At 59.1% G+C, this 26,490-nt stretch carries 23 protein-coding genes; 6 read left to right on the top strand and 17 right to left on the bottom strand.

Annotation, left to right across the window (positions count from 1 at the left end):
- Nucleotides 1-3 precede the first annotated feature (3 nt).
- Genes J2S31_RS01455 through J2S31_RS01465 form a run of 3 tightly spaced genes read right to left on the bottom strand, consistent with a single transcriptional unit; the run spans nucleotide 4 to nucleotide 2,840 of the window.
- Entirely contained in the window at nucleotides 4-663 is a 660-nt protein-coding gene (locus J2S31_RS01455; RefSeq protein ID WP_237097270.1) for a hypothetical protein, read from the bottom strand.
- Between the two features lie 48 nt (nucleotides 664-711).
- A complete protein-coding gene (locus J2S31_RS01460) occupies nucleotides 712-1,491 on the bottom strand; it encodes a class I SAM-dependent methyltransferase (protein WP_237097271.1) in 780 nt (259 codons plus the stop codon).
- Nucleotides 1,492-1,499: 8 nt separating this feature from the next.
- Nucleotides 1,500-2,840 (bottom strand): hypothetical protein, encoded by a 1,341-nt coding sequence (locus tag J2S31_RS01465; protein WP_237097272.1) that lies wholly within the window; start codon nucleotides 2,838-2,840, stop codon nucleotides 1,500-1,502.
- 262 nt (nucleotides 2,841-3,102) lie between these two features.
- Here J2S31_RS01465 and J2S31_RS14680 point away from each other — a divergent pair, with 262 nt between their 5' ends.
- Nucleotides 3,103-5,256 (top strand): YfhO family protein, encoded by a 2,154-nt coding sequence (locus tag J2S31_RS14680; protein WP_237097273.1) that lies wholly within the window; start codon nucleotides 3,103-3,105, stop codon nucleotides 5,254-5,256.
- On the opposite strand, the gene J2S31_RS01475 is transcribed toward J2S31_RS14680, so the two are convergent.
- A complete protein-coding gene (locus J2S31_RS01475; protein ID WP_237097274.1) occupies nucleotides 5,234-5,800 on the bottom strand; it encodes a hypothetical protein in 567 nt (188 codons plus the stop codon). The two genes, J2S31_RS14680 and J2S31_RS01475, sit on opposite strands and share 23 nt — an antisense overlap.
- Before the next feature lie 423 nt (nucleotides 5,801-6,223).
- Here J2S31_RS01475 and J2S31_RS01480 point away from each other — a divergent pair, with 423 nt between their 5' ends.
- Nucleotides 6,224-7,828 carry a B12-binding domain-containing radical SAM protein gene (locus J2S31_RS01480; RefSeq protein ID WP_237097275.1) on the top strand — a complete coding sequence of 535 codons (1,605 nt, stop codon included), beginning with the start codon at nucleotides 6,224-6,226 and terminating at the stop codon, nucleotides 7,826-7,828.
- Nucleotides 7,829-7,854: 26 nt separating this feature from the next.
- Here J2S31_RS01480 and J2S31_RS01485 read toward each other — a convergent pair whose 3' ends face one another.
- The 8 genes from J2S31_RS01485 to J2S31_RS01520 all read right to left on the bottom strand — a co-directional run bounded on the left by J2S31_RS01485 (nucleotide 7,855) and on the right by J2S31_RS01520 (nucleotide 15,535).
- Complete coding sequence (locus J2S31_RS01485; RefSeq protein ID WP_237097276.1) at nucleotides 7,855-9,609, bottom strand: hypothetical protein; 1,755 nt, start codon at nucleotides 9,607-9,609, stop codon at nucleotides 7,855-7,857.
- A 101-nt stretch (nucleotides 9,610-9,710) separates the two neighbouring features.
- Nucleotides 9,711-10,268 (bottom strand): sugar transferase, encoded by a 558-nt coding sequence (locus J2S31_RS01490; protein WP_237097277.1) that lies wholly within the window; start codon nucleotides 10,266-10,268, stop codon nucleotides 9,711-9,713.
- Nucleotides 10,269-10,282: 14 nt separating this feature from the next.
- Nucleotides 10,283-11,809, bottom strand: coding sequence for a murein biosynthesis integral membrane protein MurJ (gene murJ, locus J2S31_RS01495; protein WP_237097278.1), 1,527 nt, complete (start codon nucleotides 11,807-11,809; stop codon nucleotides 10,283-10,285).
- 74 nt (nucleotides 11,810-11,883) lie between these two features.
- Nucleotides 11,884-12,294, bottom strand: a complete 411-nt coding sequence (locus J2S31_RS01500) for a hypothetical protein (RefSeq protein ID WP_237097279.1) — start codon at nucleotides 12,292-12,294, stop codon at nucleotides 11,884-11,886.
- A gap of 13 nt (nucleotides 12,295-12,307) precedes the next feature.
- Complete coding sequence (locus J2S31_RS01505) at nucleotides 12,308-12,475, bottom strand: hypothetical protein (RefSeq protein WP_237097280.1); 168 nt, start codon at nucleotides 12,473-12,475, stop codon at nucleotides 12,308-12,310.
- Nucleotides 12,476-12,627: 152 nt separating this feature from the next.
- On the bottom strand, nucleotides 12,628-12,822 hold the full coding sequence (locus tag J2S31_RS01510) for a hypothetical protein (RefSeq protein WP_237097281.1): 195 nt from the start codon (nucleotides 12,820-12,822) through the stop codon (nucleotides 12,628-12,630).
- Nucleotides 12,823-12,972: 150 nt separating this feature from the next.
- The gene (locus J2S31_RS01515; protein ID WP_237097282.1) at nucleotides 12,973-13,797 is read right to left on the bottom strand and encodes a formate/nitrite transporter family protein; all 825 of its coding nucleotides are present in this window, start codon (nucleotides 13,795-13,797) and stop codon (nucleotides 12,973-12,975) included.
- A gap of 109 nt (nucleotides 13,798-13,906) precedes the next feature.
- Nucleotides 13,907-15,535: a ferredoxin--nitrite reductase gene (locus tag J2S31_RS01520; protein WP_237097283.1), complete on the bottom strand. Its 1,629-nt coding sequence runs from the start codon at nucleotides 15,533-15,535 to the stop codon at nucleotides 13,907-13,909.
- 334 nt (nucleotides 15,536-15,869) lie between these two features.
- Between J2S31_RS01520 and J2S31_RS01525 the strand changes: the two genes are divergently transcribed.
- Entirely contained in the window at nucleotides 15,870-17,969 is a 2,100-nt protein-coding gene (locus tag J2S31_RS01525) for a cation:proton antiporter (RefSeq protein WP_237097284.1), read from the top strand.
- 43 nt (nucleotides 17,970-18,012) lie between these two features.
- On the opposite strand, the gene J2S31_RS01530 is transcribed toward J2S31_RS01525, so the two are convergent.
- The 5 genes from J2S31_RS01530 to J2S31_RS01550 are packed head-to-tail and all read right to left on the bottom strand — an operon-like array spanning nucleotide 18,013 to nucleotide 23,037.
- Complete coding sequence (locus tag J2S31_RS01530; protein WP_237097285.1) at nucleotides 18,013-19,074, bottom strand: alpha-ketoacid dehydrogenase subunit beta; 1,062 nt, start codon at nucleotides 19,072-19,074, stop codon at nucleotides 18,013-18,015.
- The gene (locus J2S31_RS01535; RefSeq protein WP_237097286.1) at nucleotides 19,065-20,006 is read right to left on the bottom strand and encodes a thiamine pyrophosphate-dependent dehydrogenase E1 component subunit alpha; all 942 of its coding nucleotides are present in this window, start codon (nucleotides 20,004-20,006) and stop codon (nucleotides 19,065-19,067) included. The genes J2S31_RS01530 and J2S31_RS01535 overlap by 10 nt, the downstream gene beginning before the upstream one ends.
- A gap of 2 nt (nucleotides 20,007-20,008) precedes the next feature.
- Nucleotides 20,009-21,118, bottom strand: a complete 1,110-nt coding sequence (locus tag J2S31_RS01540; protein WP_237097287.1) for a radical SAM protein — start codon at nucleotides 21,116-21,118, stop codon at nucleotides 20,009-20,011.
- A gap of 23 nt (nucleotides 21,119-21,141) precedes the next feature.
- The gene (locus tag J2S31_RS01545; protein WP_237097288.1) at nucleotides 21,142-21,591 is read right to left on the bottom strand and encodes an NUDIX domain-containing protein; all 450 of its coding nucleotides are present in this window, start codon (nucleotides 21,589-21,591) and stop codon (nucleotides 21,142-21,144) included.
- Nucleotides 21,592-21,621: 30 nt separating this feature from the next.
- Nucleotides 21,622-23,037: a radical SAM protein gene (locus J2S31_RS01550; protein WP_237097289.1), complete on the bottom strand. Its 1,416-nt coding sequence runs from the start codon at nucleotides 23,035-23,037 to the stop codon at nucleotides 21,622-21,624.
- Nucleotides 23,038-23,437: 400 nt separating this feature from the next.
- Here J2S31_RS01550 and J2S31_RS01555 point away from each other — a divergent pair, with 400 nt between their 5' ends.
- From J2S31_RS01555 to J2S31_RS01565, 3 genes are read left to right on the top strand one after another with little or no spacing between them, the layout of a single operon-like run.
- Entirely contained in the window at nucleotides 23,438-24,427 is a 990-nt protein-coding gene (locus J2S31_RS01555; RefSeq protein ID WP_237097290.1) for a hypothetical protein, read from the top strand.
- A gap of 22 nt (nucleotides 24,428-24,449) precedes the next feature.
- Nucleotides 24,450-24,932, top strand: coding sequence for an adenylyltransferase/cytidyltransferase family protein (locus J2S31_RS01560; protein ID WP_237097291.1), 483 nt, complete (start codon nucleotides 24,450-24,452; stop codon nucleotides 24,930-24,932).
- 15 nt (nucleotides 24,933-24,947) lie between these two features.
- Nucleotides 24,948-26,480 carry a PfkB family carbohydrate kinase gene (locus tag J2S31_RS01565; protein WP_237097292.1) on the top strand — a complete coding sequence of 511 codons (1,533 nt, stop codon included), beginning with the start codon at nucleotides 24,948-24,950 and terminating at the stop codon, nucleotides 26,478-26,480.
- The last annotated feature ends 10 nt before the right edge of the window (nucleotides 26,481-26,490 follow it).

Genomic DNA, 26,490 nt, shown 5'->3' on the forward strand with positions numbered 1-26,490 from the left:
GGATCAGCGGAAGTGTTTGGCTTTGACATCCGTGGTGACCGGACGCATCTCGTTGTGGGGATGCTTGCCGAAGACGATACGGCCGCTTTCGACTTTTGTTTTGTAGATGGAAGCGCCGGCGGCGACCGCGCAGTTGCCGCCGATGTCGCAGGCGCCGATCACCGAGGCCCCGGCGTACAGCGCCACGCCCTCGCCCAGCCGCGGGTAGGCGCCGTCGAAGTTGTCGCCTACGGTGCAGTTCTGCGAGACGAAGAAATAGTTGCCGTACTCCGCCCGGCCCAGCACCGTGCCCAACGGATGCATGAACAGGAACACGTCGGGAAGCTGGACCGTAAAAAAACAGTCGATGCCGTTGAGGGCCTTGTTCAAATAAAAAATCTTTTCGCAGAGTGCCGGGTCGCCTTCATTTTCATGCAGGAGGCGCGACAGGGTGTACAGGTACATGGCGTACTGGTCGGAGTTCAGGTGATTGAACCGGGGATTGCCGTCCTTGTGGAAATGGGGGTTGCGCACGCGCGCGAAGCAATGCTCCAGCCGTTCGAGCGACTGGTCGAACGCCTTCTGCACCTCATCCGGCAGGGCGGGATGCGGGTCGGGAAAGAAATGATTCAACTGGTCGACGGTGAACTGAAGCAGTTCCGGCCGGGTTAAGGACAGGTCCATCGGGGTCACCCGAAGAATCGAAGCAATAGGTTCATCGGCGCGCGGGCCTCACCGGAAGCCGCGCACGGTGCTGAAGGTTCTGGAATGATCCGAGGAGAACGGAGTGAATGCAAACCGGTGTCCCCCTTTTTCCAAGAACAGCATGTATTCGTAAAACGGTTGTTCCGTTTCGGTGGCGAAGCGGCCCTGCCCGAAATCGCCGCGGCGCGGGAAGTAATACGCCGATAACAGCGTGTGTGATTGCGCCGCGATCTGTTCCAGCATGGCCGGGACGTCGGTGAAGAAATTGGGATGCTGTTTGCGCCGTGCTCCGGCTTCCGCATCCAGCGCCGCCGAGTCGTCTTCAAAATACCGGTCGCTCTTGCCTGTCACCACGATGAGCGCGCCGGGTTTGGCGACGCGGACCATTTCCGCCAGCGCCCGGTGCTGGAAGGTGGCGTCGAACACGGCGAGGCAGGTGACGTTGTCGAAGGAGTTGTCGTCGAACGGCAGGGCCTCGGCTTCCGCTTCCCGGATGGAACCGATGCCGTCTTTGCCCTGCCAGTCTTGTTGTGCCGCCTCGATCATGGCGCGGGAGATGTCCACGCCGTGCACCTCCAGCCCGTGTTCGCGGTAGAAACCGAACCAGCGTCCCCACGCGCACCCGACCTCCAGCACATTGCCCGGGCGGAATGCGTGACGTGCCAGGAGGTCGCGGATCACTTTGTCGCTTCCCGTCACCGGGTCCTTCGGCACCACCCGGCTTTCCGCCTGGTCGGCATCGGCTTCCTCGACGCGTTGTTTCCAGTACTCGAGGTAATTTTTATTCCAATATTCTTTGCGGTCCATACCGGCCCTCACTCGTCAACGCGGAGGGTTTCGATGAACGTATCGCCGAAACGGTTGTTGGCGGCAACGGCGACGACATCGAGATCCGAGCTCAGCACGCTGTCGGCATCGAACACGTAATGCCAGCTTTGGCCGTCGAGGCCGAAGTCGAAGTTGTCGTGGATGAAACGGCCGCTTCGGGTCTTGATGGCGAGGTACGGTTGCGGCCCGAACACCGTGCTTTGCCGCGTCCGCACTTCCAGATGGTAATTGGGCCCGGTTTTTTCCAGCTTCACGTCCAGCTTCAGTTGTTCGTGTTGTCCCCGATGCACCACCTGCTTGAACGCCTCGCGCGCGGTGGAGTATTTGAACTTCACCCCGGGGTGCGTCTTCGCCGCCTGGGCGATCAGTTCGCGCACCATGTTCACCTCGACGGCGATGTCGCGGTAGTCGTGGCTGAGCACGCCCATCAGCGTGGGCTCGCCGCCCGCGGCGCGGCGGAACGCTTTGTCCACTTCCTCCTGCGTGATGCGCGCCACCCGGCTGTCGATGTTCAAGAAGCGCGCGATGTAACGGCGGCACGCGCCGGGCTTCTGGTAGTCGTAAAAATCCGGGTTGTAAATGGACCAGTCCGCCGGGGCACGGCGCCAGTCGCCGAAGCGGCCGTTCCTGAGATCGTTCTGCGCTTCGCGCTGCTCGGCGTTGTCGGTGGCGATGTTGGAGCAGTCGTAGGGAATCCACTGCTCGAGGAACCAGTGGCTGTCCGGCCGCTCGGTGTGGAACCCGGCGCGGAACACCACGGGGAAGAAATTCCGTTCGATGATTTTGCGGCACAGCCCCTCGTGCAGGTGCGGCGAGTTTTCGTACGACGTCGCACAGCGGTGCGCTTCCTGGTACGTGGACATGGGGTGGAAATGCCATTCGATGGCGTCCCGGTCGCGGCTGTTGTACTTGTCGAGGAACTCCTCGTAACGGTCGGAGATGTTGTGAAAGCCGAGGTCCTTGTGGCGCGGATTGGAGGTGTAGCCGACGTGATCGACGCAGTGCCAGTTGTACACCCAGCCGCCACCGAAAGAATCCGTCAACTCCCGGCGGAACTTGTCGCCCATGATGTTTGCCAGCATGGCCTCGATGCGGGCCCATGTCTCGTGGTATTTCATGCGGAAGGGGTTGAGGAAATCCGCGACCACGTCCTCGCGCCCGTCCAGCGGCACCTGCCTGTTCTTCAGCTTTTCCAGGTTGGCATGCGTGGGGTCGAGGCCGATGCCGAAGGTGTCCCGCAGGCGCTCGAAGGTGGCGGAGAGCGGCTCGTAGAGCGGGCCTTCGGTGTCGATGGCGTGGACGATGTGGACCACGTTGGAATCGGTCATAAGGGTCGGTGAGATTGGGAGATGTTAATAAGGAAACGAATTCGTATGCGGTCCCTGTTATACCGCGAATCGCCGCACCCGGCAATTATTTCAGATCTCCCGGCCGGGAGCAAGGAAGGGGATCGCGTTTGCGGGGAGCGGTGCGGCCCCGCATCCGGCATGCCTAACATTTTTTTGAAACCGGAACGGGTTGTACTATTATAATCGGGATTTGCCGTTTGCACATGCCAGCTTGCGGAATTCGATTGAACAGGATGACAGAGTGTTCTCCATAATATTTGCGGCAACTCTCATCACAGTGGTGGCGTTGCTCCCGGTGTATGCCTGGCCTCTGACCCGGCCTCTCGCCCTGCCGGCGCTGGTTTGTTACCTCCTTTTCCTTTTCATCCATCATGATTTTGTGCTGGGAGAGTCGGGGGTTTACCACGACTCTTTCTGGTCCACGGAGCTGTTCGCGACCATCCTCCGGCAATGGCTGGAGTCGGGGAATGAATTCGGATGGAACCCGTATATCGGCGGCGGGCAACCGATTGCCATTTTCAACAACCTGCTCAACGTCTTCCCCACCTTTTTCTGTCATTACCTGTTCGATCTGTTCGGACTCGATCTTTCCAACCGGGAATTTTTCAACCTGGTCTTTGTCTTCACCTTTTTGAATGTCTGCACCGGTTCCCTGCTGTTGATCCGTCTGTTGAATCCCAATTATTATATCTGCCTGCTGGGGTTCGCTTCGATGGTGTTCGGCGGGATGTTCCAGTCGGAGCTGGGGTGCCCGCTGGGCCTGATGTACCTGACGTTCCTGACCTACCTCCTGTTTTTCCTGATCCATTTTTACAAAACCAAGCGCGTGGAAAACGTGGTGTTTTTTTGCGTGCTGCTCGGCATGTCCGCGGCGTATTACATCCCGCTGTACCATTCCATCGCCATTGGCATTTTCCTGATACTGGCATTGCTGGCCTGTGTGCCGGGCATCGCTCCGGATTATAAGAAAAAGTTTCTGGCCGCCGCGCAAACGTTTCTGGGTCGGCCGAAGGCGATCGCGCTGGGGGTGGCGCTGTTCGTCCTGGCGGCAGGGTCCGCGTTTTATTCTTACGCTGAGACCCGGGATTATGTTTCGCCGACGCGCGGCTTCACGCAGGGCGGGACGCTGGGAGAAAAGAGTTACATTCCCAGCGTGTCGGTCCTTCCGGAGCATTATAAAAAGATCGTGGATTTTTTCGAGGACCGTCCGGAAGACGTTTACACCGCCACCCACAATACGTTTTACCTGGGCGTTCTGCCCGGACTGGGGTTTCTGGCTTCGTTCTTCCTGATACGCAACCACCTGTTCACCGGTTTGGCGGCGGTGCTCGCCGTTTTGAGCCTGGGCGAGCAGACCCCGGTGTGGGGATGGATGGTGAAAAATGTACCGTTGCTGGACATGCTGAGAAACGCGTTTCCATTCGGGCGGCTGGCGACCTTTTGTGTTTTGATGGGGGGGCTGCTGGGGCTTTCCGCTCTTGTAGATGAAAAGGTTTCTTTTGCAAGAAAACTGACCGCAATCCTGTTTTCTACTCTGGTTTTATTTATATTCTGCCGCCTTAGCTTTGTGATTTATCTTTTCCTGGCAGTACTTCTTTTGATGTTGATCAGTTTGTTGGTCCGAAAGCGGAAGCCTGACCTCATCAATATATGTGGATTCTGGCTGTTGTTGATCACGATAGTGCAATTGGGGGGATTTTCCATAAACACAATCGCATACACTAAAACCCCAGAAGTCGAACCTCAGAAAATAAAAGAATTTTCCTATCCCGTGACCTGGAGTGTGTACCCTTCCCAGGAATCCCCCATGCCTTTCAACCTGCATCCCTTTCTGAACAAGGAAGCGGCCTGGAGCGTGCACCACCCGGCCTACGCGTTTTATCTGCAGAAGGACTTTGCAGGCTTTCTGATCCAGGAAAACCTGTTTCCGGTGAATGCGGGAGATTTATCACAAAAGTATTTGATTGATGAAGATAAGCTGAGCCGTCATTCCGGGCCTCTGTTTCAATTATTGCCGGAAGGAAGAGACTGGAGAATCTTTTCGAACCCAAAACCGCTTCAAAAACCGGGGAAAATAGCTCTGCGTCCCTCTGGAAACCTGAGCGAGTTGGAAGTGCACGTGGATATGCGCGGGGAGGGATTGTTGTGGCGGCTGGAGAACTACGATCCCAACTGGAAGGCCTGGGTGGATGGAAAGGAAACGCCCATCAGGAAAGTTCCTCCGAATTTTCAGGCGATTCCTTTGGAACCGGGCCGGCACGAAATTCTTTTTAAATACGACTCGCCTTATCATTTTTTATTGTACGGGCACATTCTGATTGGAGTGCTGGGCATGATTGGTTTTGCCGCCTGGCTTCGGAATCCAACTTTATTTATGGTTCTTTACCGTCGTTGAGGTTTTGTGAGGAAGTATTTTGTTCTATGGGCAAGAGAGCAAAAAACTGCTGAATCACGGGCTCGTAATTTTTGATGCCTTCCTTCAGTGTTTCATTGTTCCGCCTGATTTTTTCAGGATTGATCAGGTTCTCCTTGAGTTTAAACTTTGCGCCTTTAAGGTCCATGTGCATCATGGTTCGGGCCTTGTTCAGTACACCTATTGCCGCAAACTGAAAGGCGAAGGCGAAGATGAGAGCAATGGCGGTGTATTTCATGAGATCCACGATCACCCGCACCTTGTAATTGCCCGCCAGAAATTTTTCGGTCTGATTCAGTACGTTCCCCTCAGGGGCGGGCACATGGTCCATGCCGTCGATTTCCCGAAATGTTTCCAGCTTGGCCTCTTTGTCTTTCAGAAGATTCCGGTAGGCAGACTCCACCGAATCACCGCTTGAAATGAGGCTCAACTCCCGGATGTGGAAATAGTACTTGCCGTTTTTGGTGATCAGCATTGGGGAATAAGCCATTTCCCCTCCCTCCGCTTGGTTGCCTTCCTGATTCATGCATCTCCTCCCTTGTTATTTGCGTTTCGACTTTAAAATCCAAGTCACAATCCTGGTGCAATGTCTGGAGCGTTTGGCTTCGCCGATGGTGGCGCCGTTTTCAATCCCTTAACAAAAAAAATCGGTATTTTGGGAAAAAAATTGAGCCGGGGCGGCGGCCGGTCCTCCCCCCGCGCCCGGAAGGGCGAGGACGGGCCGGGTAAAAAGAGTTGTTTGGAGTCTGGGCGGGACCCTGTAAAATATTTGGATTGAGAATGAATTCACCAATTCAGTCTGGTTTTGACTTTTTACCCTTGCAAATGGCTCCAGGGCAAAGTGAAAAAATAAGCAAAACCCGTTAATTTCATTGTATCGGAAAACCAAATGTTTTAAATTGTTGCATGTCAAATCCTGCAATTCGTTGGCAATTTGGAGGAGGGGGTAATGGCTGACGTCCTATTGATATGCCCTACATCCGGAAATGACATTCGTGGTGTCACCATCACCGCGCCGTTGTCTCTGCTGGCTCTCGCCGGACCGCTGTTAGAGGATTACTCCGTCCAGATCGTCGACCAGCGCGCGACGGATGACTTCTGGGGCGACCTCGAGTCCGCTCTCAAGGCGCAACCCCGCGTCGTCGGCATCACCAGCCTGACCGGCACCCAAATATATCACGGAATCGAAATCAGCAAGTTTGTGAAGGCGCGGCTCAGCGTGCCGGTGGTGTGGGGCGGTCTGCATGCCACGTTGTATCCCGCGCAGACGGTGGCGAAACCCTACATCGATTATGTGATCCGCGGCGAGGGGGAAGTCGCCTTCAAGATGCTGGTGGATGAAATCACCGGCCCGTCGCCCGATCTGGAAAAAGTCCCGGCGCTGACGTTCAAGAAAAACGGACAGATTTATTCCACCCCGGCGGGGACGCCGTTGGAGCTGGACAGCCTGCCGCGGATGCCCTGGCATCTGGTGAATGTGGAAGAATACACCACGCCTTCCTCTTATCTTTACCCGGGAGTGTCGCGCCTGCTGTCCTTCATCGCCAGCAGAGGGTGTCCGTTCCCCTGCACCTACTGTTCGCAACCCATCCTGACTTCGAAGTACCGGATGATGTCGGCCAAAAGAGTACTGGACGATCTTCATTGGATGGTGGACCAGTTCAACCTCGATCACATTCTGCTGTTTGACGACGAGTTCCTGGTCAATGCCAAATGGGCGACGGACATTGCCGAAGGTATCAACGGCAAGTTCACCTGGGGGGTGCAGGGCCGGGTCAACGATCTGTTGCGCGTCGATTTGAAGAAGATGGAACGGTGCGGCATGATCTACGCCATGCCGGGCATCGAATCCGGCGCGCCCCGTATTCTGGAGCGGATCCGGAAGAACCAGACGGTGGACGAGGTCAAGGAAGTGTCCCGCCGGTTGAACGAAACGAAAATTCACTGCCAGGTGAATTTTATGGTGGGCTTTCCGGATGAAACGCTGGATGAGTTGGGAGAAACCATCGATCTCGCGCTTCATATCATGAACACGAACCCCAAGGCCGTGATCAACAGTTTCTCGCCCGTCACGCCCCTGCCCGGAACGGAGATGTTGCACCAGGTCATCCGGGATTACGGCTTCAAGGAGCCGGAAACGCTGGAAGGGTGGATCAACATCACGCGCGGCAAGCAGGAGCGCCCGTGGCTGGACGCCAAAAGGGTGCGGGTCATCCGGTTCCTGTATTTCACCAGCCTGTTCGTGCAGACGGCGGAACGGTACGGCCAGAAGCTTCCCGTTCCCAAGTTCGTGTTCCGCCTGTACAGCAAGTTCATTCAGTTCCGCTGGAAGCGCAGGCTGTACTGGATGGACTGGGAAATTCCGCTGATGCGCTTGTTGTGGCGGTGGTTCGTGAACCCCACCGACTTCATCGACACCGCAAAGTATTCCGACGGCATCGGCGCGAAGGAATCCAGCATCCAGGTGATCCCATTGAAGGAATCGGATGTGGAACTGGGCGAATTCCAGATTCCCATCAAGGAATCCCGTTTCAAAATAAAGAGCTTTGCGTGACGGGATCCATCACGGCTTGCCCCCCCTCACTTCAATCCATTTCCACACGGCTTACCGGCAGAATCGATGCCCAGCGGCTTTAACTTGACCGTGGCCAGCCGGTCGTACAGCGCGGGCAGGGTTTCCGGCGCCGTCATGCGCCGCCACAGGTAACGGAACGCGACGAGGGGCTCCGCCATGAGCTCTTTGGCGTGCACAATGACTTCCCCCAGGCACCCGCCGGGCTGAAAGTTTTTCGAGCCGGCGCGGAAGCCGAGTCCCTGCCGCCATTCTTCTCCCATGCGTTGGGCCACATCGATGCGGGCGATGGGTTCGTTCAGGTAGGCCTCCGACGCGGGCAGGGGATTCTTACCCTGCTTCAACTCATTCAACACGATGCCCACCCACTCCCGATCGTAACGGTGCTTTTGTAAATACGGCGGCACGCCGAGGAAGCGTTCGCCGCCCCAGGCGGCGTTGAGCGTTAGCGACACTTCCGCGTAATGGTAATCGACGCCCATGCCCATAGGCAGATGGTTGGTCATGAAGTACATGCTCACCCCCGGCAGAGGCTCCTGATTTTTCAACTGGTGGATCACCGCCTGGTTCTTCGCCCAGTGCGCCTGGTACGTCAGGTAGATGTTGACGTTGATGCATACCAACACCGCCAGCGCGGAAAATCCAAGAAAGCGCGTGAGCGGCCAACGCAAATGTGCGTACCGGTTGCCGATGTAGCCGATCGCCGCCAGCGTGAGGAACGCCGCGCCCAGCCCCATCTGCCGGTTGTGCCGCGCCTGGTACGACAACAACATGCCCATCTTGTGATTGGCCGCGTGCGCGTAGGCGAGGGCGGCGATCAATATGCATCCCGAAATCAGATACCACCACAGCCGCGCGGCGGGGATGGACGCGGGCTCGCCCGCCTTTTTCTTATACACCCAATACGCACCTGCGAGCACGATCAGCAACAGGGGAAGTGATGCGTAATACGCACCCAGCCCGATGATGGGTGCGAGCAATGCGTTGGCCACGCTTCCCGCAAAGAACGTCAGCGTCTTGAGCGACAGGAAGTCGATGCTGTAATACCCCGCATAGCGGCCGACGACGGGAAACAGGTACGGCTTGGCAAAAAAGAAAACGAAGGGCACCAGCACGATCGCCCAGTGCGCTTTCAAAAAATCGGGCAGGCGCTTCCGGATGTCCGCCCATGCGGGACGCGGCGGATAGTCCATTGTGTACGCGAACAACACAAGAACGATCACGCAATGAAACACCAGGAACGCCTGGTAGAAATACGACGCGAACAGGAGCGCGATCGACACCCACTTCAATAATGGGTTGCCGTTTTGCTCCAGATGTAGAAAGTACAACAGCCAGCCGCCGAAGAACCACAGCGGCGGGAGGTGATCCGGGTACTGTCCCCAGACGATCATGTGGTAAAACGGCCAGCACAACGTGAAGGCGGCCACGAACCAGGCCGTTTTCCGGGACAGCGGTGTGAAGCGGTGCAGAAAGTGGAATTGGATAAAGCTCACCAGCACCAGCGGAAGCAGGGACAGGAACTTGAACAGGTAAATGTTGAAGTAATTTTTAAAAGGAATATACACCCACCAAAAGAGCAGGGGGCGTCCCACATCGTACCCCCAGCTTTTCATTTTGTCCCAGTACCCATTCTCGACAAAGAAGTTGAAATGCCAGCCGTCCGCGTAATTGCCGTCGTTGACCAGCACCAGCCCGTGCGCGAGCAGAGCCACGCCGACGAGGCTTGCGTAGTCTTTCCAGGGTTTGGATGTAGCGGGCAAAGAGGTCAAGGAAGTCTGGGTTTAGGAAACCGGGTTAGAAAGAAAATCGGAAGCTCTGTCTGTTTCATGCCGGGGGCCGGGGCATGGTGTATTTGGTTTGCTCAACTGGCGCTTTTGATTTTCAGGACCTGTTTGATTGTAAGGAGAATGATCTTCATATCAAGCCAAAAAGAACGGCGGTCCACGTATTCGAGGTCCAGCGCCAGCCGTTCTTCCGGCGTGGCCAGCGACCGCTTCGTCGCCTGCGCCAGGCCGGTGATGCCGGGAAGCACCGACGTCCGTTTCGCCCACTGTTCTTCCGTGTAGTCACTGCGCTGGGCCGGCACGTCCGGGCGCGGCCCCACCAGGCTCATGTCGCCGGTCACCACGTTCAGCAACTGGGGCAGTTCATCGAGGCTGGTCTTGCGCAGAAAAACACCGACCGGTGTGATGCGCGCATCGCCGAACGCGGTCTGGTGCGATCCCATCTTGTCGGCATCCGCCACCATGGTGCGGAACTTGAACATGAGAAAGGGACGCCCTCCGAGCCCCACCCGCTCCTGGCAGTAAAACACATTGCCCGGCGAATCCAGCCGGATGGCCACCGCCACCGCCAGGAATACCGGCCATAGGGAAAGCAGGACAAACAGGCTGACGGCCAGATCGAACAGTCGTTTCACGAAACCACCCTGGTTCAGACGTCCGGGCGCGGACGCAGTCGGTTGATGAGATATTCGCGGTAACGTGGGATCACCGCGCCGCTGGCGAACAGCAAGGTCACTCCGGCAAGCGTCGCGAACAGCAGGGTGCCGGGCGGACCGGACTCCAGTGCCGTGGTGGCCAGCGCAAACGGAGCCAGCGCCAGCGGGCAGACGAGCGCAATGCGCAGTAAATCGAGCGCCAGCGCGCCGTCAAAAAGACGTATCCCGTGCCGCTGGTTGAGCAGAATCGATTGATAGGCCATCACCACCCAGTAGGTGAGCACGAGCGTTGCCACGATACCCGTCAGGCCCAGGCGCTCGCTCACCAGCCACGCCACCGGCACGAAGACCGCGAGGCCTGCGAGGCTCGACCGCAGCGCCAACGCCGTGTCCTTGCGCGCGTTGGCGGTGGCGGCCAGCAGGGTGGTCGCGCCCTGCGCCGGAAGCAGGGCCATGCCCAGCGCGGCGAGAAACGCGATCTCATGCGTATCCTGCTCCGACATCGCCCCCCAGCCGTACACGATCTCCGTCAGCGTCTCGCCCCACCACGCGAAAATCAGGATCAGCGTGTACGAAATGGCGAAGATGCCGAGCATGCCGTTTCTGGCGAGCGACACCCCTTCCTCATCGCGGCCGTGGGCGAAGCATTCGGACAGCTTCGGCAACAGCACCACCGAGAACACGCCGAGACCGACGCCCATCGGCAGGTCCACCAGCTTGGTCGCATAGTTGAGCGAGGCGAACCCGCCGGGTCCCTCCAGCGACGCCAGCGCGCGGGCGATCACCGGTAGAAGGAGCAGGAGGCTTCCCGCGCTCAGCGCCTGCAGGTAGCGCAGGAAGAGCGGTTTGTCGATCCACCATCCCGGCGCCGTGCCCTGCATCAACCCGAATTTGGGCAGGCACAGCACCTGCGAGAGCAGACGCAGGAGGCCGCCGACGATCATCGCCCCGGCGAACAGCACAAGGCCATTGGGTCCGTCCATGACCCCCCACAACGCCGCGATCAAGGTGAGGTTGAAGATCAGCGTGCCCAGCGCCGGGACCGCGAAATGCCCCTGCGCCTGCAGAAACCCCGTGGTCACCCCGGCCAGCGCGGTGAGCGGCAACAGCCACAGCACGATGGCGAGCAGGGACTCCGCCGTGCGCGCCGCCTCGCCTTCGAATCCCGGTGCGAACACGGCGACCACGATATCGGCGACAGCAATCAATCCCAGCGCCAGCACGATGAAAGCCAGCCCGACCACCGCGCCCGACTGCACCAGCAGGGCGTTTTTTTCTTTTGGCGAGTGGTGCTGGTATTGCGGGATCAGCGCCGCCGCCAGCGCACCGCCCAGCAGGATGCTGATCAGGAAATCCGGCAGGGTGAGCGCAAACAGCACCACGTCGGCGTCCCCCGTGACGCCGAACCGCGAGGCGATGGCGATCTCGCGCACGAACCCCGCAATGCGGCCCAGCAGGACGCCGCCGGAGACCCACAGGCCCGCCGAAAGCAGTTGGTGCAGAACGGATTTTTGCTCCATTGAGAATAGCCCCGGGTTGGCAACGCGGCCTTCAGGCCGCGCACCATTGTACCGTGGAAGGCGCGGAATGAAAATCAACCCGGCCCGGTGGCGGGCGCACCGTCGTGGATGTTGCCGTCGGCGTCGATTGAGTAAACGATATGAAGCGGGTCGCTGGTGTGCCGCGCCGTGGCGCGAAACGTGGTGGCGTTTCCCTTGAGTTCGAACTCCACCAGGTCCGCCGGTTCGAACGGGTAGTCGTCGCTGGTGATGATTTCGCGCGTGCACTCGCTTTGCGGGTCATGGTCGTCCCAGTGCATCTTGCAGGTCCAGTAGATGCCGCCCAGCACCGAGTGCGCCTCCGACCTGTAAAAGCGCTGAAGCTTGTCCCCACCGCTGTCCAGGCTGGAAAGGACCCACCACAGAAGCGGCAGGGTGACGAAGCCCAGCACAAATCCGGCGATGTTCCAGCGGCTTTGAAAAATGAGGGGTGGAAATAATTTCACGCATCGCTCCCGGTCAGGGCATTTTCTCCATTACGTAAAACAGAAACACCGCGATGACGGCACCGACGATGGCGGCGATGCCCATGAAAGTGAACAGTCCGTACAGGAAGCTGTTGAAGAAATCCCGGGCATGGAACCGGGACGTTGCAGGCGGTGGCGGTGCGTCTTGAGGCCAGGTCATGGAAACATTATGCGGGCATCATCGGCATACGGAGAGAAAAAAATGTGGTTCCGGGCACAAAAAAATTGGAGTGCCGCAGGAGAAAGAGGAAGCGGGGATGGAGAAGCTTTGAAATTTCCCCGGCTTGGTGCGACGCCGGGGTGTTGCCGGAATCAGGGAATGCAGGAAAAATTTTTACATTCCTGGCCGATGAAGGGGAGCACGTCGAAGATGAGATAGATGTAAAGAAACACCGCCGCGGCGAACAGCAGGGTCAACGCGGCGAACGTGGCCATGCCGTACAGGAAGCTCACCATGAACTCGAGCGCGTTGAATGGAGAAGCATGGATTTCCGGAGATCGTGTCATGCTTCCAGTATGCGGGCCGGAGTGGTTCCGGGAAAGGGGAAAAAAGTGGAATGCCGCCTGGGGCTTTCAGTTGAGCGGAAAGCCGCCGTCCCGCCTCCCATCGACCCCCTTCTTTCGAACGGGAGGCAGAACGGCATTGGCTATTTGTGGTCACGCCCGCTCTTCCTGCAGGGTTTCCTGTATCAGTGACGGGTCAGTCTGTGTTTCCGGTTGCGAGTGTGCCAGCCAGTACACCATGCCCACCAGCAGGCCGCCGCCGACCATGTTGCCGAGTGTCACCCAAAGCTGGTTGTGAACGAATCCGCTCAGGCTCACCTCCGCGCCGTGCGGCAGAAAGAGAGCGAGGCTCAAGAGAGTCTGGTTGGCGATGCTGTGTTCGTAGCCGCTGGCGATGAAGGCAAACAGGCACCAGAAAATCATGATGAGCCGCGCCGTTTCATTTTTCGTGCGCAGGGCGATCCACACCGCCAGGCACACCAGCCAGTTGCACAGGATGCCGCGCAGAAACGCCTCCTTCGCGCTCAGATTCATCTTCATGCCCGCGACGTTTACGATCAACTCCTGCGATGCAGTGGACAGACTGCCGCCTTCCGTCACCAGCCAGGCAAGGAATACCGAGCCCGCCAGGTTGCCGATGAAGCACAGCGCGAACAGATACAGGATAGGTCCCATGCCGATGCGTTTGGAGAGCCGCCCCACGGCGAACACCATGTTGTTGCCGGTGAACAGCTCCGAGCCGGCGAAGATGACCAGACTCAAGGCGATGCCGAAGCTGGCGCCCATGATGAGTTTCAGGTACGCCGCGCCGCTGGACTGGGCAATGGGACCGCCGACCGAAAAGATCAGCACGATGCCGAAACCGAGATAAATGCCCGCCAGAGCCGACAGCAGAAAGTAGCCGCCCGGCGAGCGCTTCAAATATGCGATTTTCTTTTCCGCCTGCGCGGAAAGGTTGTCGATGTCCGTATCAAACATATTGACTCCCTTGTAGAAGGAGCGCGATGGCATGGCAACTGAGTGGAAGCATATCGGATCGAATACCGGTCCTTCCTTGTCCCTATCAAGTCACCATGCCATGCTTCCTTCAGTTTTTGAGAACCGAGTCCGTCGCGTGCAGTCGAGTGTGTGCGTCTGCGTTCGCTTTATTCACGGGAGCGTTTGAAGACCGGTTCGGCCGGGACTCGGTTTGCGGTTTTTTTTTCTTCTTGTAATTCTTAACCGGGTGCATCTTTTCGCGGGCGTGGTAGGGCAAAATCTGTGCCAGCACGTCCGGCAGTTTGTCACACGGGATGTCTTCCAGGATTTTGAGCGCGGGCGCGGGGTACTTGCCGCTCCGGCCGCCGACGAAAACGTCCACCGCATCCACCGTCTGGCCGCCCACCCGGGCGCGCTTGCCGATCAAGCCGACGTCCGCGACGAGGTGGTTGCCGCACCCGGCGGGGCATCCCGACCAGTTCATGGTGATGGGGCGGATGCCGTCCAGTTTCTTCTCCAGCTTCTTCGCCACCTCCATCGCCGTGCCTTTGGTTTCGATGGTCGCCATGCCGCAGTAGTCCTTGCCCACACAACTGACCAGACCCTTGATGAGCGCGTTCGGGTTGTAATCGAATTCCTTGAGCAGGGGCTCTTCCAGAAAATCGCCCAGCTTCTTGTCGGAGATGTTGGGCACGATCACCGAGTTCGCGGGCGACAGCCGCACCTCGCCGTTGCCGTATTTCTCCGCCAGCACGGCGAGCTTTTCCATGCGCGTGTGATCCATGCGGCCCACCGGAACCTTCATGCCGACGTAGTTCATCGTCGGCTGTTTCTGCCGGTAGATGCCGATGTGCGGGTTCTCGTGGTCGTTCCTCAGGTCCTCACCCGCGGGGGGAAGATCACGGCCCAGGGTGCGCACCAGCATCTCGCGGAATTTGGGTTCGCCCCAATCCTCGATCAGAAATGCCAGACGGTTGCGCGTGCGCACGTCCCGGTAACCGTAATCACGGTAGAGGGTCACCACCCCGGCCGATACCTCGACCGCCTCGCCGGGTTTCACAAACACGTCGAGGGGGGAAGCGATGCGGTAGCCCCCGGAACCGATTTTTCCGCCCACCAGCAGGTTGAAGCCGTAAACCGTTTCACCGTCTTCCTCGCGCGAGGCCGGAACCAGCGCCAGGTCCTGCGTCTCCGTGTGGATGCAGGAGTCCGGACAGCCGGTGACGGCGATGTTGAATTTGCGCGGCAGGTTGCTGAACTCGCGGTTCTCCAGAAAATATGCGTTCATCGCCTCGATGACGGGAAAGGCGTTGAGTATTTCTTTCGGGTGCAGGCCGCCCACCGGACAGCCCATGATGTTGCGCACGTTATCCATGCCGGTCTGCATGGAGGTCAGGCCGACCGAGTCCATCAGGTCGAACACCGCCGGCACGTCGTCGATTTTCAGGTGACGCAACTGCACCTGCTGGCGGGTGGTGATGTCGATCTGCCCGTTGCCGAAACGTCCGGCGATGTGCGCCAGCGCCTTCAACTGGTACGAAGGCACGTAGCCGTTCGGGATGCGCACGCGGAGCATGAAAAAACCGGGGGTCGGTTTGCGCAGGAACAGGCCGTACCACTTCAGCCGCGTGAGGTCGTCCTCGGAGATGCAGTCCCAGCCCTCTTTAGCGAAGCGCGCGATGTCGGCCTTGATGTCCAGCCCATCCTTTTCCAGTTTCAATTCCTCGATCTTGTTCATGCCGTCAGAGTGCCCTTTCCCGTGCGGATGATTAAAACCAAGGACTATCGCAACAACGGTGCCGCAACCGGGGGAGAAGGGGAAAATTTTTGAAAATAAAGCGGGAGGCCTGCAAAGCCCTTTAAATCCGGGCTGTACGGGAGGGATGGCAAATAGACTGGAGTGCGTTGCAGGGGGGAAGGGGCGAGGGTGGGGCCAATTTCCGCCATGCGGACCTGCCTAAAACGAAGTCACAAAATGAGGCAATGTCGCAATTTCAAGCAGTTGTGCCGGTGGAGCGGGTGCGGTCACCGGCTTTCATGTTAAGGTTGATGGGAACGGGATGACTGCATTGATGAGTACAGACACGTTTCCAAAACTTCCCATCACGGTCCTCGGCCTGGCGATCCTGTTGGCGCTGGCGGTCCTCATGTTGCCGGTGGCAAAGCGGTTGAAGATCCCGCACACCATCCTGCTGGCCCTGGTGGGATGCCTGCTGGGCGGCATCGCCGCGGGAGCCGGCGACACGCCCACTCCGGGAATCGTTGGCGAATTCCTTCACTTTCTGCGGCATTTCCAGATCACCTCCGACGCTGTCCTGTTCCTCTTCGTTCCCGCGCTGGTGTTCGAGTCGGCCATCGCCATCAACGTGCATCGCCTGATGCACGACCTGATTCCCATCCTGGCGCTCGCCGTGGTGGGCCTGCTGGTGTCCACCGGTATCGTCGGATACAGTTTATTCGCCGTCGCAGACAGGCCCCTGCTGGTCTGCTTGCTATTGGGGGCGATTGTGTCGGCCACGGATCCGGTGGCGGTGATGGCCCTGTTCAAGGAATTGCAGGCGCCGAAACGCCTGGCCATCCTGGTCGAAGGCGAAAGCCTGTTCAACGACGCCACCGCTATCGTGCTGTTCACCCTGCTCAGCGGCATGGTTTTGCATACAGAAGATCCCTCGCTGATGGGCGGCGCGGCGGCATTTTTGGAAATTTTTTTCGGCGGCGCACTGACCGGGTACGTGCTGGCGCGCCTGTTGTGCGCCCTGTTCAACCGCATCCCGCGCAACCGGGTCATGAAAATCACCCTCACCATCTGCCTGGCGTACCTGTCCTTCGCCATCGCCGAGCACGTGCTGCACGTATCGGGCGTGATGGCGGTGGTGACGGCGGGACTGGTGATGGGGTCCATCGGCCATGCGGTCATCAGTCCTTCCACCTGGCAGACGCTCGGTGAAATATGGGAACACATCGGGTTCGGCGCCAACTCGTTCATCTTCCTGCTGGTCGGCATCGCCGCTCCGGAAATCATGCTGGCCATGACGGGTGAGGAGTTTGTCTGGTTGTTGGTGCTCATCGTGGCCGCGTTTGCGGCGCGGGCGTTGATCCTGTATGGCATCCTGCCCGCATTCACCATTGGCAACTGGGTGGCGGAGGTGAGCACGGCGTACAAGACCGTCCTCTTTTGGGGGGGACTGCGCGGTGCGGTGCCGCTGGCGCTGGCACTGGCGGTGATGGAAAATCCTGCCTATCCCGAACCGGTGCGCGGGTTCATCGGCGTTCTGGTGACGGGACTGGTGCTGTTCACCCTGTTCGTCAACGGCACCACGCTCAACGCCGTCATGCATTTTTTCGGACTGCATCGGTTGTCGCCCGCCGACCAGACCATCCATCACCGCGCCATGGAAGTGGCGCTCCTCGACATTTCCGACCGGCTGGAGACGGCGGTGAAGGACATGGACGTGGCGCCCGACCGGGTGAGGGCGCTGGTGAAAACGTACCGCAAGCGTGCCGAAGAGATGAAGGCCGGCCGGGAACGATCCGACACCATTTCGCAGGACGACTGGCGGCGTATCGGGCTCACCGTGCTGACACAACAGGAGCGGTACGGCTATTTGAAATTACTGGAAGGAGGACTCGTCAATGCCAAGGTGGCGCGCCTGTTGCTGGCGCGGGTGGAGGATTTGCTGGATGGTCTGCGTCAACGGTCGGTGGAAGGCTACGTCCACGCCTGCGAGCGGAGTCTCGATTTCAACGGCGGGCTCCGCATGGCGGCCCAGGGGTTGAGCCGTCTGGGATTTCCGCGCTGGCTCTCAGAACTTCTGGACAATCGATTCGCGCTTCTCATCTCACAGAAGCGAATCCTGAAGAGCATCCAGGGTCAGGGCATCGACGCATTGTCGGTATTGATGGGAGACGAGCTTGGCCGCGAACTGTCACAGATTCTGGAACGCCGCTACCGGGACATGGAAGACGCGCTGGCGACGTTGAAGCGGCAACACCCCGCCGAGGCCGAGCGGTTGGAAAACCGGTACCTGTCGCAGGTCGCCCTGCGGCTGGAGGATTTGGAGTTTCAGGGCATGCTGGAACACGCCGTCATCAGCCGCGACGTGTTCAATCGGCTCGAACAGGAACTCGAGTCGAGTGCCCGTCAGGACGAAAAACGTCCGCAATGGAAATAGCCGATAGACGGTGGAACGCGATTCGAATGGTCCGGGGTGATTTTTAAAACGGGCCCTGGAAGGTGGAGTGTTCGAGGGGGGCGGTGCGGTCGCCGGCTTTCACGTCACCGGTGGCGCCGGTGACGCGGCGCGCGGCCTGGCAGATGTCTTCCATGCCGGGATAAAAATCTTTTTCCAGGGGACCGCTGCACGGCGTGTTCCGGTCGGGAAGCGCCACGCGCAGGATGGGGGCTTTCAAATGATCGAACAAGAGCTCCTGAACCCGCGCCGCGATCTCCGCGGTAATACCGAAACTGGTCCAGCCGGTGTCGGCAACGATCAGGCGTCCCGTCTTGCGCACGGAATCGAGAATGCAGTCCATATCCAGAGGACTGGAGCAACGCGGATCCAGGACTTCCACATCGATGCCCTCTTCACTGAGAGGACCGGCGGCGTCCAAAGCGTCCTTCACCATAAACGAAAATGCGACGATTGTCACGTCCGCACCTTCGCGTTTCACCGCGGCTTTACCTAAAGGCACGGTGTACTTTTCTGCGGGCACGTGGGACTCGGTCTCATACAGCAAACGGTGCTCGATGGAGAGCACGGTGCCGGTGTCTTCCAGCGCCGCCATCAGGAGGCCCTTGGCGTCGTAAGCGGACGCGGGGAGCATCACTTTCAGGCCGGGCACGTGTGAGAAAAACGCCTGCAGGCTTTGCGAATGTTGCGCCGCCTGACCCCAGCCCCTGCCGATGATGGCGCGGATGAGCATGGGGCATTGCATCTTGCCGCCGCTCATGATTTCCCACTTGGCGGCGTGGTTGATGATCTGGTCCATGGCGAGGAGCAAAAAGTCGTTGCGCGCGTGCACGATGACCGGCCGCTTGCCCAACAGCGCCGCGCCGACACCGATGCCGGCGATGGCGTTTTCCGCCAGCGGCACGTCCATCACCCGTTCCTTGCCGAACTTTTCGAACGCGGCGCGCGTGGTGCCGAAGATGCCGCCCTCGTCGTCCACGCCGCATCCCATGACGAACACGCCGGGGTCCGCCTCCATCGCCTGCGTGAGCCCTTCGTTCAAGGCTTCGCGGTATTTGAGAATCCGTTGATCGTTGTTCACACCCATACCGCGTCCTCGCTGGATTTGGCGAACTCGAAGGCCGCCTGGATTGCTTCCTGGATACCCTTGCGGATACCGTTCATGTCTTCCTGCGTGAGCCAGCCGTTCTTGAGGCACAAATCCTCGAAGCGGCGCACCGGGCATTTCTGTTGCCATTCCTCCCACAGCGCTTCCGTGCGGATGCCGGTGCTTTTGTCCTGTTGCGGTCCGACGTGGCGCATCATGCGGAACGTCCGCGCCTCGATGAGGGTGGGGCCGAGTCCTTCCCGCGCGCGGGCCACGCCGCGTTGGGTGGCGCTGACCACCTCGCCGATGTCGTTGCCGTCGACGCGGATGCCGGGCACGCCGAACACGTTGCCGTGTTCATGAATGTTGTCGAGAGGCCGCCTGGCCAGAAGGTGCGACGAGGTGGCGACGAAATTGTTTTCGCAGACGAACAGCACGGACAGTTTGTGGAGCGAGGCGAAATTGAGGCTCTCGTGCAACACGCCTTCCTCGCAGGCGCCGTCGCCGAAGTACGCGACGGCGACGTGCTTCGTGCCGTCCATCTTGAAAGACAACGCCGCACCCACGGCGAGCGGAATGCTGCCGCCGACGATGGCCGACGCGCCCAGCATGCCGACGCTCTGGTCGATCAGGTGCATGGAGCCGCCCAGGCCTTTGGCGCAACCGGTGCGCTTGCCGTAGAGTTCTGCGATCATCGCGTTCAGGTTGCCGCCCTTGCCCAGGTAGTGGCTGTGACAGCGGTGCGTGCTGAAGACGACGTCGGTGTCTTCCAGGCAGGCGGAGACGCCGACCGCCGCCGCTTCCTGCCCGATCGACAGGTGCACCGGACAGCGCATCTCCTGCTGCGCGTATTCTTCCGCGATGGCTTCCTCCGTCATGCGGATGCGGATCAGGTTTTCGTACAGGTCGCGTGCGTTTTCTTTCTGGATCATATTCAAATGAAGTTGACGTGGGCGGGCGGGTGCTTGATGTCCCACAGGTAACGGTTCACCTCGTCCATGCGGCAGTTCTTGCGGCATTCGGAGATATTGAGTTCTTTCTCGACGTACTCGAGGTTGGCCATGCGTTTTTCGCCTTCCCAGATTTCCTGGAAGGTGTTTTCGGTGATGTTGCCGTAGTTGAAGCGGTCGTCCAGCAGGTACGCACTGCATCCGTACACCGCACCATCGGCCATGACGTAGGCCCAGAAGTTTGGCGTCGAGTAGCATTTCTGGTAGTAGTGGCCTTCCTCGAACAGCTTGGTCAGCGTGTTGTCGCGGAAGACGACAGAGAAGTTGTCGGTGTTGAGCGCGGCCAGATCGTCTTTCAACTGGATGGACTTGGAGTAATCGATGTTCTCGTACTTGCGCGTGATGCTTTTCTTGTGCTGGGAGTAGGGCTTGATGACGAGGTAGTCCATGCCGATGTCACGCATGCGTTTTCCCAGCGTGACCGCTTCGTGCTCGTTTTCCGGTAGCAGGACCATCTGCGCGCCCAGCGTGCAGGCGTCGCCGCGCTGGGCTTTCAGATTGGCGGCGTTCTCGAGATTACTCAACACCTTGTTGAAGTCGTCGGCCTTGGTCTGGTGCACCTGCGCGTAGGTTTCCGCGGTGCCGGCGTTGATGCTGGTCTTGATCCAGGTGATGGCGTCCAGTGCCGCCTCGGACCACTTCTTGGTCATGGGCACGGCGTTGGTGGTGATGGCGATGTCGATGCCGGACTTCTTGGTGTGCTGGATGATGTCCGGCAGGTCCTTGTGCAGGAGCGGTTCGCCTTCGCCCGCATACATGATGCTGCGCACGCCCAGGCGGCCCATCTCCGTCAGCCGGTTTTTCAAAATGTCCGTGTCCAGGTGGACGACCTTGTAGCCGATGTAATCGACGGCGCAGAAGGTGCAACGGTGGTTGCAGGCGCCGGTCGGGGCGATTTCTATATAGATGGGGTACACCGCGCGCGAGCCGGACAGCCATTCGTTGACGCGGTCCACGTGGTAGTTCAGCTTGTGCCCGTCGATTTTGTGTTTGTCGCTTACGGTTTCGGTCTTTTCGTTGATCTGGATTGCCATTGCTTCCTTTCGAGTGCTCCTGTTCAGGATAACGCCTCGGTTTTCCCTGTCAAAAACAAATCGAGAAACCGCAGGCTGATGGGGTGGACGTGAAGGTTCCGGATGGCGTCCGGGTGGAAAAAGTCCACCTTCTGTCCTTCGTTGCACCGCACTTCGGCCACCGGGGTGCAGAGGCGGGCGGTGAAGGCGTTGTACACGCCGGGGGGTTCCGAATCGGCCGCCGTGTAACGCAGGGTGGTCAGCGGTTGCAGTCCGTCCACCTCGATTTCAAATTCTTCGTGCAGTTCGCGCAGGATGGCGTCGGTGAGCGGTTCCCCCGGCTCCACGTGGCCGCCCGGCGAACAGGTCCAGTACCCCGGATACTGGATACCGGGCTTGTTGTCGCGCAGTTGGCACAGGACGCGGCCATCGGGGTCGCTCACGATCGCGCCCACGAACACGGGCAGGGATTCGCTCTTGTTGGAATCGGTCACACGTTCCCCTCCCCCGGGGGGTGCGGCTTGTTAGATGAAGTTAACGTGTTCCGGTGCGTTCTTCAGGTCCCACAGGAACTTGTTGACGTAGTCCTGCCGGCACCCGATGGCGCAGTCTTTGTGCACGTCCACCGAGTTGGCGACATCCTCGTGCACCTCCCAGTAACGGTCGCCCATCACCATGTCGTAGAACGAGTCGGTGTGCAGGTCGCCGATGTAGAAGCGGTCCTTGTTGAAGAACGGGCCGCAGGGATACACCTTGCCGTTGCCGGAGATCTGGAGCAGAAACGGCGTGCCGTAGCAGACGTCGTACTTGCGGTAGCCGTCCTTGTACAGGTCGGATTCGCCCGCCGCCATGATCTTGTTCCACTTCACCTGCACGACGTAGTTGTCGTTGCTGTAGGTTTCCGCTTCGTGCAGGATGTCTTCGATGGACAGGTAGTTTTCGTAATTGATGCCGATCTCCTTGTACTCGGAGTCGGAGCAGTGCTTGATGACGAAGTAATCGACGTCCAGCTCCGCGCCCAGCTTGGCTTCCGGGATGACTTCCTCGAAGCATTCCGGGATGAGCACCATCTGCAGGCCGATCGTGCACGGGTAATTGTTTTCCTTTTTGATGCGCACCAGCTGGCGGATGTTTTCCACCAGCAGGTGGAAGTTTTCCTCGGTGGACTGGTGCACGCGGCGGAAGCCTTCCGGCGTGCCCGCGGACAGGTTGATGCGGATGAAAGTCATGTCGCGCAGGAGTTCGTGCGCGCGGTCCATGTCGATGATGAGCCCGTTGGTGGCCATGGAGGTGTCCACGCCCATCTGTTTTGCCAGCACGGTGGCGTCGTAGAGCGCCGGGTTGAGCGTCGGCTCGCCGTCGCCGATGAAGCCGATGGAGCGCACGCCCAGTTTGCCGCAGTCCTCGATGTAGCGGAGCAGGGCGTCGCGCTGGATCATGGTGCCCTTGGTCATGTTCTGCACCACAGCGTAGCAGTACAGGCAGGCCGTGTTGCAGAACTTGGTCAGGCCCATGTCGATGTGGATGGGGGCGAAACGGCCGCCCTGCATCCAGGACATCACCCGGTCGAGGTGGTGCATCATTTTGTGGCCGTCGAAACGGAACCGCTCTTTCTGGTTGCGGTAACTGGGTCCGGTGAACATGTTGGGCACCGGCTCGGCTTTGGTTTCTTCCTCTTCTCCCGCGCTTTTTCGGATCACGCCCACCTGGTCTTCGAACTGAACGTACTCGAATTCCTGATCGTCCATCTTGTCGAGCTTCTTGGAATCGACGGATTGCTCTTTCAATTTGATCTGCGCCTGATGCAGGGCGCTGCGATCGACGATGGTGTTGGAGGTGCGGAGTTTATGCCCCGGCGTTTTGGCCAAGGGAACGTCCTTGGGGATGTGGGTGTTTGCGTCCAGACCAAAACGGTTTTTATTCGAATGAGAGTCACTCATTGGCGTGCCTTTATGGACTAAGGGTTGTTGGTGCAATCGGGTTTCGGCCGATAACGCGCGAAAACCGTAGCGGGGTCGGGTTTTTTCGGATGCGCGCCTTCAGGCTGTTTGGCCATCACGCTATTATGCCAAGGAACACCCTTGAAATCAATCAAAACCAAATAGGAACTCCTGAAATGGCAACAGGTTAGAGGGGGTTTCCATTGATGAACCGGGACCGGGAGCCTTTTCGTTTTATCCGCGGCAACCTGCCCTTGTAAAAAAGGAAAGGGAGGCAGGGCAGAAAAGATTTCCAATTTGCCAGATGCGGCCTATAATTATACAATTCACAGACTTAGAGGAACCCGGTTGGACTGTGAGGCGGGTTCCTGTCTTTCTTTGACCGGCCACGGGCTGCCCGATGCAATCACCGTCACTCAACCTGACCTCCCTGAAAATCAAGCCACTGGCCGAACGAAGGCACGATCTGCAAGTGGACTGCATCCGCGGATTGGAAAGGGGTGCGTCGCCGCTCATGGTCGAGGTGCTGAAGCCGGTGGCGGAATGTCTGATGCGGGCGAAGGAAACCGGCCGTGCCCGCATTCTGATGATGGGGGCGCACGTCATCCGCTCCGGCGTCCAGCGTTACCTCATCGACCTGATGGAGCGGGGCTACCTCGACTGCCTGGCGTTCAACGGCGCGGGCATCATTCACGATTACGAGTTTGCGCGCATCGGCGCCACCACCGAAAGCGTGGCGCGATACATCCAGACCGGGGAGTTCGGCTTCTGGAAGGAGACGGCGGAGCTGAACGACATCGTCAACGCCGCGTATAAAAAAGATCCTCACCTCGGACTGGGGCAGGCGGTGGGACGCGCCATCCTCGGCAGCGCGTTCCCGCACAAAGACATCAGCCTGTTCGCTCATGCCGAGCGGCTGGGCATTCCCGCCACGGTGCATGTGTGTATCGGCCAGGACATCATCCATCAGCACCCGAACTTCGACGGCGCGGCGACGGGGGCGTTGTCGTATACGGATTTTCTCCGGTTCGCCGCGGCCGTCAGGCGGCTGGAAGGCGGCGTGGTGATGAATTTCGGCAGTGCGGTGATGGCGCCGGAGGTGTACCTCAAGGCGCTCAGCATGGCGCGCAACCTGGCACACCAGGAAGGCGAGGAAGTGCGGCGCTTCACCACACTGGTGTGCGACCTGCACGATCTGCCGTCCAACTTCCGCAAGGAAGCGCCCCGGTCGAGTGCCGGGTATTATTACCGCCCGTGGAAGACCATGCTGGTGCGCACCGTCGCCGACGGCGGTGACAGCCACTATGTGAAGGGTTCGCACGCGGATACGGTGCCCGCCCTGTGGCAGGCGATTCAAAATTTGGAACACAAATCGGCAAAAACCCGTTAAGCTGTTTTATAGGAACTCCGGAATGTCGGATAGCAAGATCTTCGAGTTGACCTCACTGGCGGAAAAGCTGAAAGAAGAAAAAGCCCGCGGGCGCAAGGTGGTGCTGTGCCACGGATGTTTCGACCTCATGCACCCCGGCCACATCAAATACCTGCAGGCGGCGAAACAGATGGGCGACGTGCTGGTGGTCACCGTCAGTCCGGACCGCTATGTCGATAAAGGACCCGGCCGTCCGGTGTTCGGCGAGCGCCTGCGGGCGGAGTCGCTGGCCGCTTTGGAATGCGTCGATTACGCCGGCATCAACGAGTGGCCGACGGCGGAGGAAACCCTGCGCCTGCTGAGGCCCGACATCTACGTGAAGGGGCAGGAGTTCGAAAAGCTGGAAGACAAGACCGGCAAGATTCAGAGAGAGTTCCGGGTGCTGGAGGAGATCGGCGCCGAGATGCGCTTCACCCACGAGATCGTGTTCTCCTCCACGGAACTCATCAACAAATACATCAAATAATCGGGCAGGGGCTATATGGCTGTCGATCCGCAGGACAAAATCTTTTCTTTTGAAGACCTTGCCGCCAAAGTGCGCGACCTGAAGGCCGAAGGCAAGAAGGTGGTGCTGTCGCACGGCGTGTTCGATCTCATTCATCCCGGAATCATCCAGCACCTCAACTCGGCCCGAAGCATGGGCGACGTGATGATCGTGACGGTCATCAAGGACAAGGACGTCCGGCGCGGTCCCGGCCGCCCGGTGTTCCCGGAAGTCCTGCGGCTCAACAACGTGGCGTCGCTCGCGCAGGTCGACTACGTCTGCCTGGTGGATGACGAACGCCCGTTCGAATGCGTGCGCATCCTCAATCCTGACGTGTTTGCCAAGGGGCAGGCGCACCAGGAACGCGACCAGGAAGTGAACCGCAAAATCTTCGAGGAGGAACGCGACCTGTTCTGGGGCGAAATCCAGATCCGCGAGACCGACGGTTTCTCCATGCGTTCGTCGCACATTCTGCGCAATTTCTTCGACCTGTACCCGGAAGACACCAAGCTCTTCCTCAAGAACTTTTTCAAGCGCCACACCTTCAAGGAAATCGCCGATTACCTGCACGGCATGGAAAGCCTGCGCGTGTGCTTGATCGGCGACGGCATCATCGACGAATACCATTACTGCGAACCGATGGGCAAGGCGGGCAAGGCGAACCTGGTGGTCAACCGTTTTCTCAGCCACGAGGTGTTTGCGGGCGGCGCATTCGCCATCGCCAACCACGTGGCGGGCCTGTGCAAGGAGGTGCACCTGGTGACCATGCTGGGGTTGGACAACCCGCGTGCCGAGTTCATCCGCGACAACCTGAAGCCGAACGTCACCACGCGGTTCTTTTACCGCGACGACGGTCCGACCATTACCAAGACCCGCTTCGTGCACCAGTACCTGAACCAGAAGCTGTTCGAGGTCAATTACATCAACGACACCAAACTGCCGCCGTCACTGGACCGGGAAGTGGCGGACTATCTGAAACAGCAGGTTCAGGGATACGATCTGGTCCTGCTTTCCGATTTCGGGCATGGCTTCGTGTCGGAGGCCATCTACCGGGCGCTGGTGGAAAATTCCAAGGTGCTCGCGGTCAACACGCAGACCAACGCCGCGAACTCCGGTTACAATCTGATCACCAAGTACGCCCAACCGCATTACGTCTGCCTGGACGAACCGGAAGTGCGGCTGGCGGCGCAGGACAAGCACGGCGCCATCGACGAAATCGCACTCGCCATCAAGGAACAGATTCGGGCCAACCACCTGGTGGTGACGCTGGGCAAGCGCGGCTCGCTGGGCGTCAACGGCAGGCAACAGGTGTTTCGCACGCCCATCTTCTCGACGAACGTAGTGGACACCATCGGCGCGGGCGATGCTTACTTCGCCTACACCGCGCCTTGTGTGGCGCAGTCGATGCCGATGGACATGGTCACCTTCGTCGGCAATGCGGTGGGGGCGCTGGCGGTGCAGATCATGGGCAACAAACGCTCGGTCGAGAAAAACGAAGTTCTGGAACTGATTCATTCACTGGCCAAATAACAGGGGTTGT

Source organism: Nitrospina gracilis Nb-211, from assembly GCF_021845525.1.
Taxonomy (GTDB): Bacteria; Nitrospinota; Nitrospinia; order Nitrospinales; family Nitrospinaceae; genus Nitrospina; species Nitrospina gracilis_A.

Bases quoted from the DNA above. Each gene is read 5' to 3' on its own strand.
- J2S31_RS01480 (WP_237097275.1), top strand. From the start codon at position 6,224: ATGGCTGACGTCCTATTGATATGCCCTACATCCGGAAATGACATTCGT.
- J2S31_RS01550 (WP_237097289.1), bottom strand. From the start codon at position 23,037: ATGAGTGACTCTCATTCGAATAAAAACCGTTTTGGTCTGGACGCAAAC.
- J2S31_RS01535 (WP_237097286.1), bottom strand. From the start codon at position 20,006: ATGATCCAGAAAGAAAACGCACGCGACCTGTACGAAAACCTGATCCGC.
- J2S31_RS01465 (WP_237097272.1), bottom strand. From the start codon at position 2,840: ATGACCGATTCCAACGTGGTCCACATCGTCCACGCCATCGACACCGAA.
- J2S31_RS01460 (WP_237097271.1), bottom strand. From the start codon at position 1,491: ATGGACCGCAAAGAATATTGGAATAAAAATTACCTCGAGTACTGGAAA.
- J2S31_RS01560 (WP_237097291.1), top strand. From the start codon at position 24,450: ATGTCGGATAGCAAGATCTTCGAGTTGACCTCACTGGCGGAAAAGCTG.
- J2S31_RS01520 (WP_237097283.1), bottom strand. From the start codon at position 15,535: ATGAACAAGATCGAGGAATTGAAACTGGAAAAGGATGGGCTGGACATC.
- J2S31_RS01475 (WP_237097274.1), bottom strand. From the start codon at position 5,800: ATGAATCAGGAAGGCAACCAAGCGGAGGGAGGGGAAATGGCTTATTCC.
- J2S31_RS01455 (WP_237097270.1), bottom strand. From the start codon at position 663: ATGGACCTGTCCTTAACCCGGCCGGAACTGCTTCAGTTCACCGTCGAC.
- J2S31_RS01515 (WP_237097282.1), bottom strand. From the start codon at position 13,797: ATGTTTGATACGGACATCGACAACCTTTCCGCGCAGGCGGAAAAGAAA.
- murJ (WP_237097278.1), bottom strand. From the start codon at position 11,809: ATGGAGCAAAAATCCGTTCTGCACCAACTGCTTTCGGCGGGCCTGTGG.
- J2S31_RS01555 (WP_237097290.1), top strand. From the start codon at position 23,438: ATGCAATCACCGTCACTCAACCTGACCTCCCTGAAAATCAAGCCACTG.
- J2S31_RS01565 (WP_237097292.1), top strand. From the start codon at position 24,948: ATGGCTGTCGATCCGCAGGACAAAATCTTTTCTTTTGAAGACCTTGCC.
- J2S31_RS01540 (WP_237097287.1), bottom strand. From the start codon at position 21,118: ATGGCAATCCAGATCAACGAAAAGACCGAAACCGTAAGCGACAAACAC.
- J2S31_RS01525 (WP_237097284.1), top strand. From the start codon at position 15,870: ATGAGTACAGACACGTTTCCAAAACTTCCCATCACGGTCCTCGGCCTG.
- J2S31_RS01505 (WP_237097280.1), bottom strand. From the start codon at position 12,475: ATGACCTGGCCTCAAGACGCACCGCCACCGCCTGCAACGTCCCGGTTC.
- J2S31_RS01510 (WP_237097281.1), bottom strand. From the start codon at position 12,822: ATGACACGATCTCCGGAAATCCATGCTTCTCCATTCAACGCGCTCGAG.
- J2S31_RS01530 (WP_237097285.1), bottom strand. From the start codon at position 19,074: ATGGGTGTGAACAACGATCAACGGATTCTCAAATACCGCGAAGCCTTG.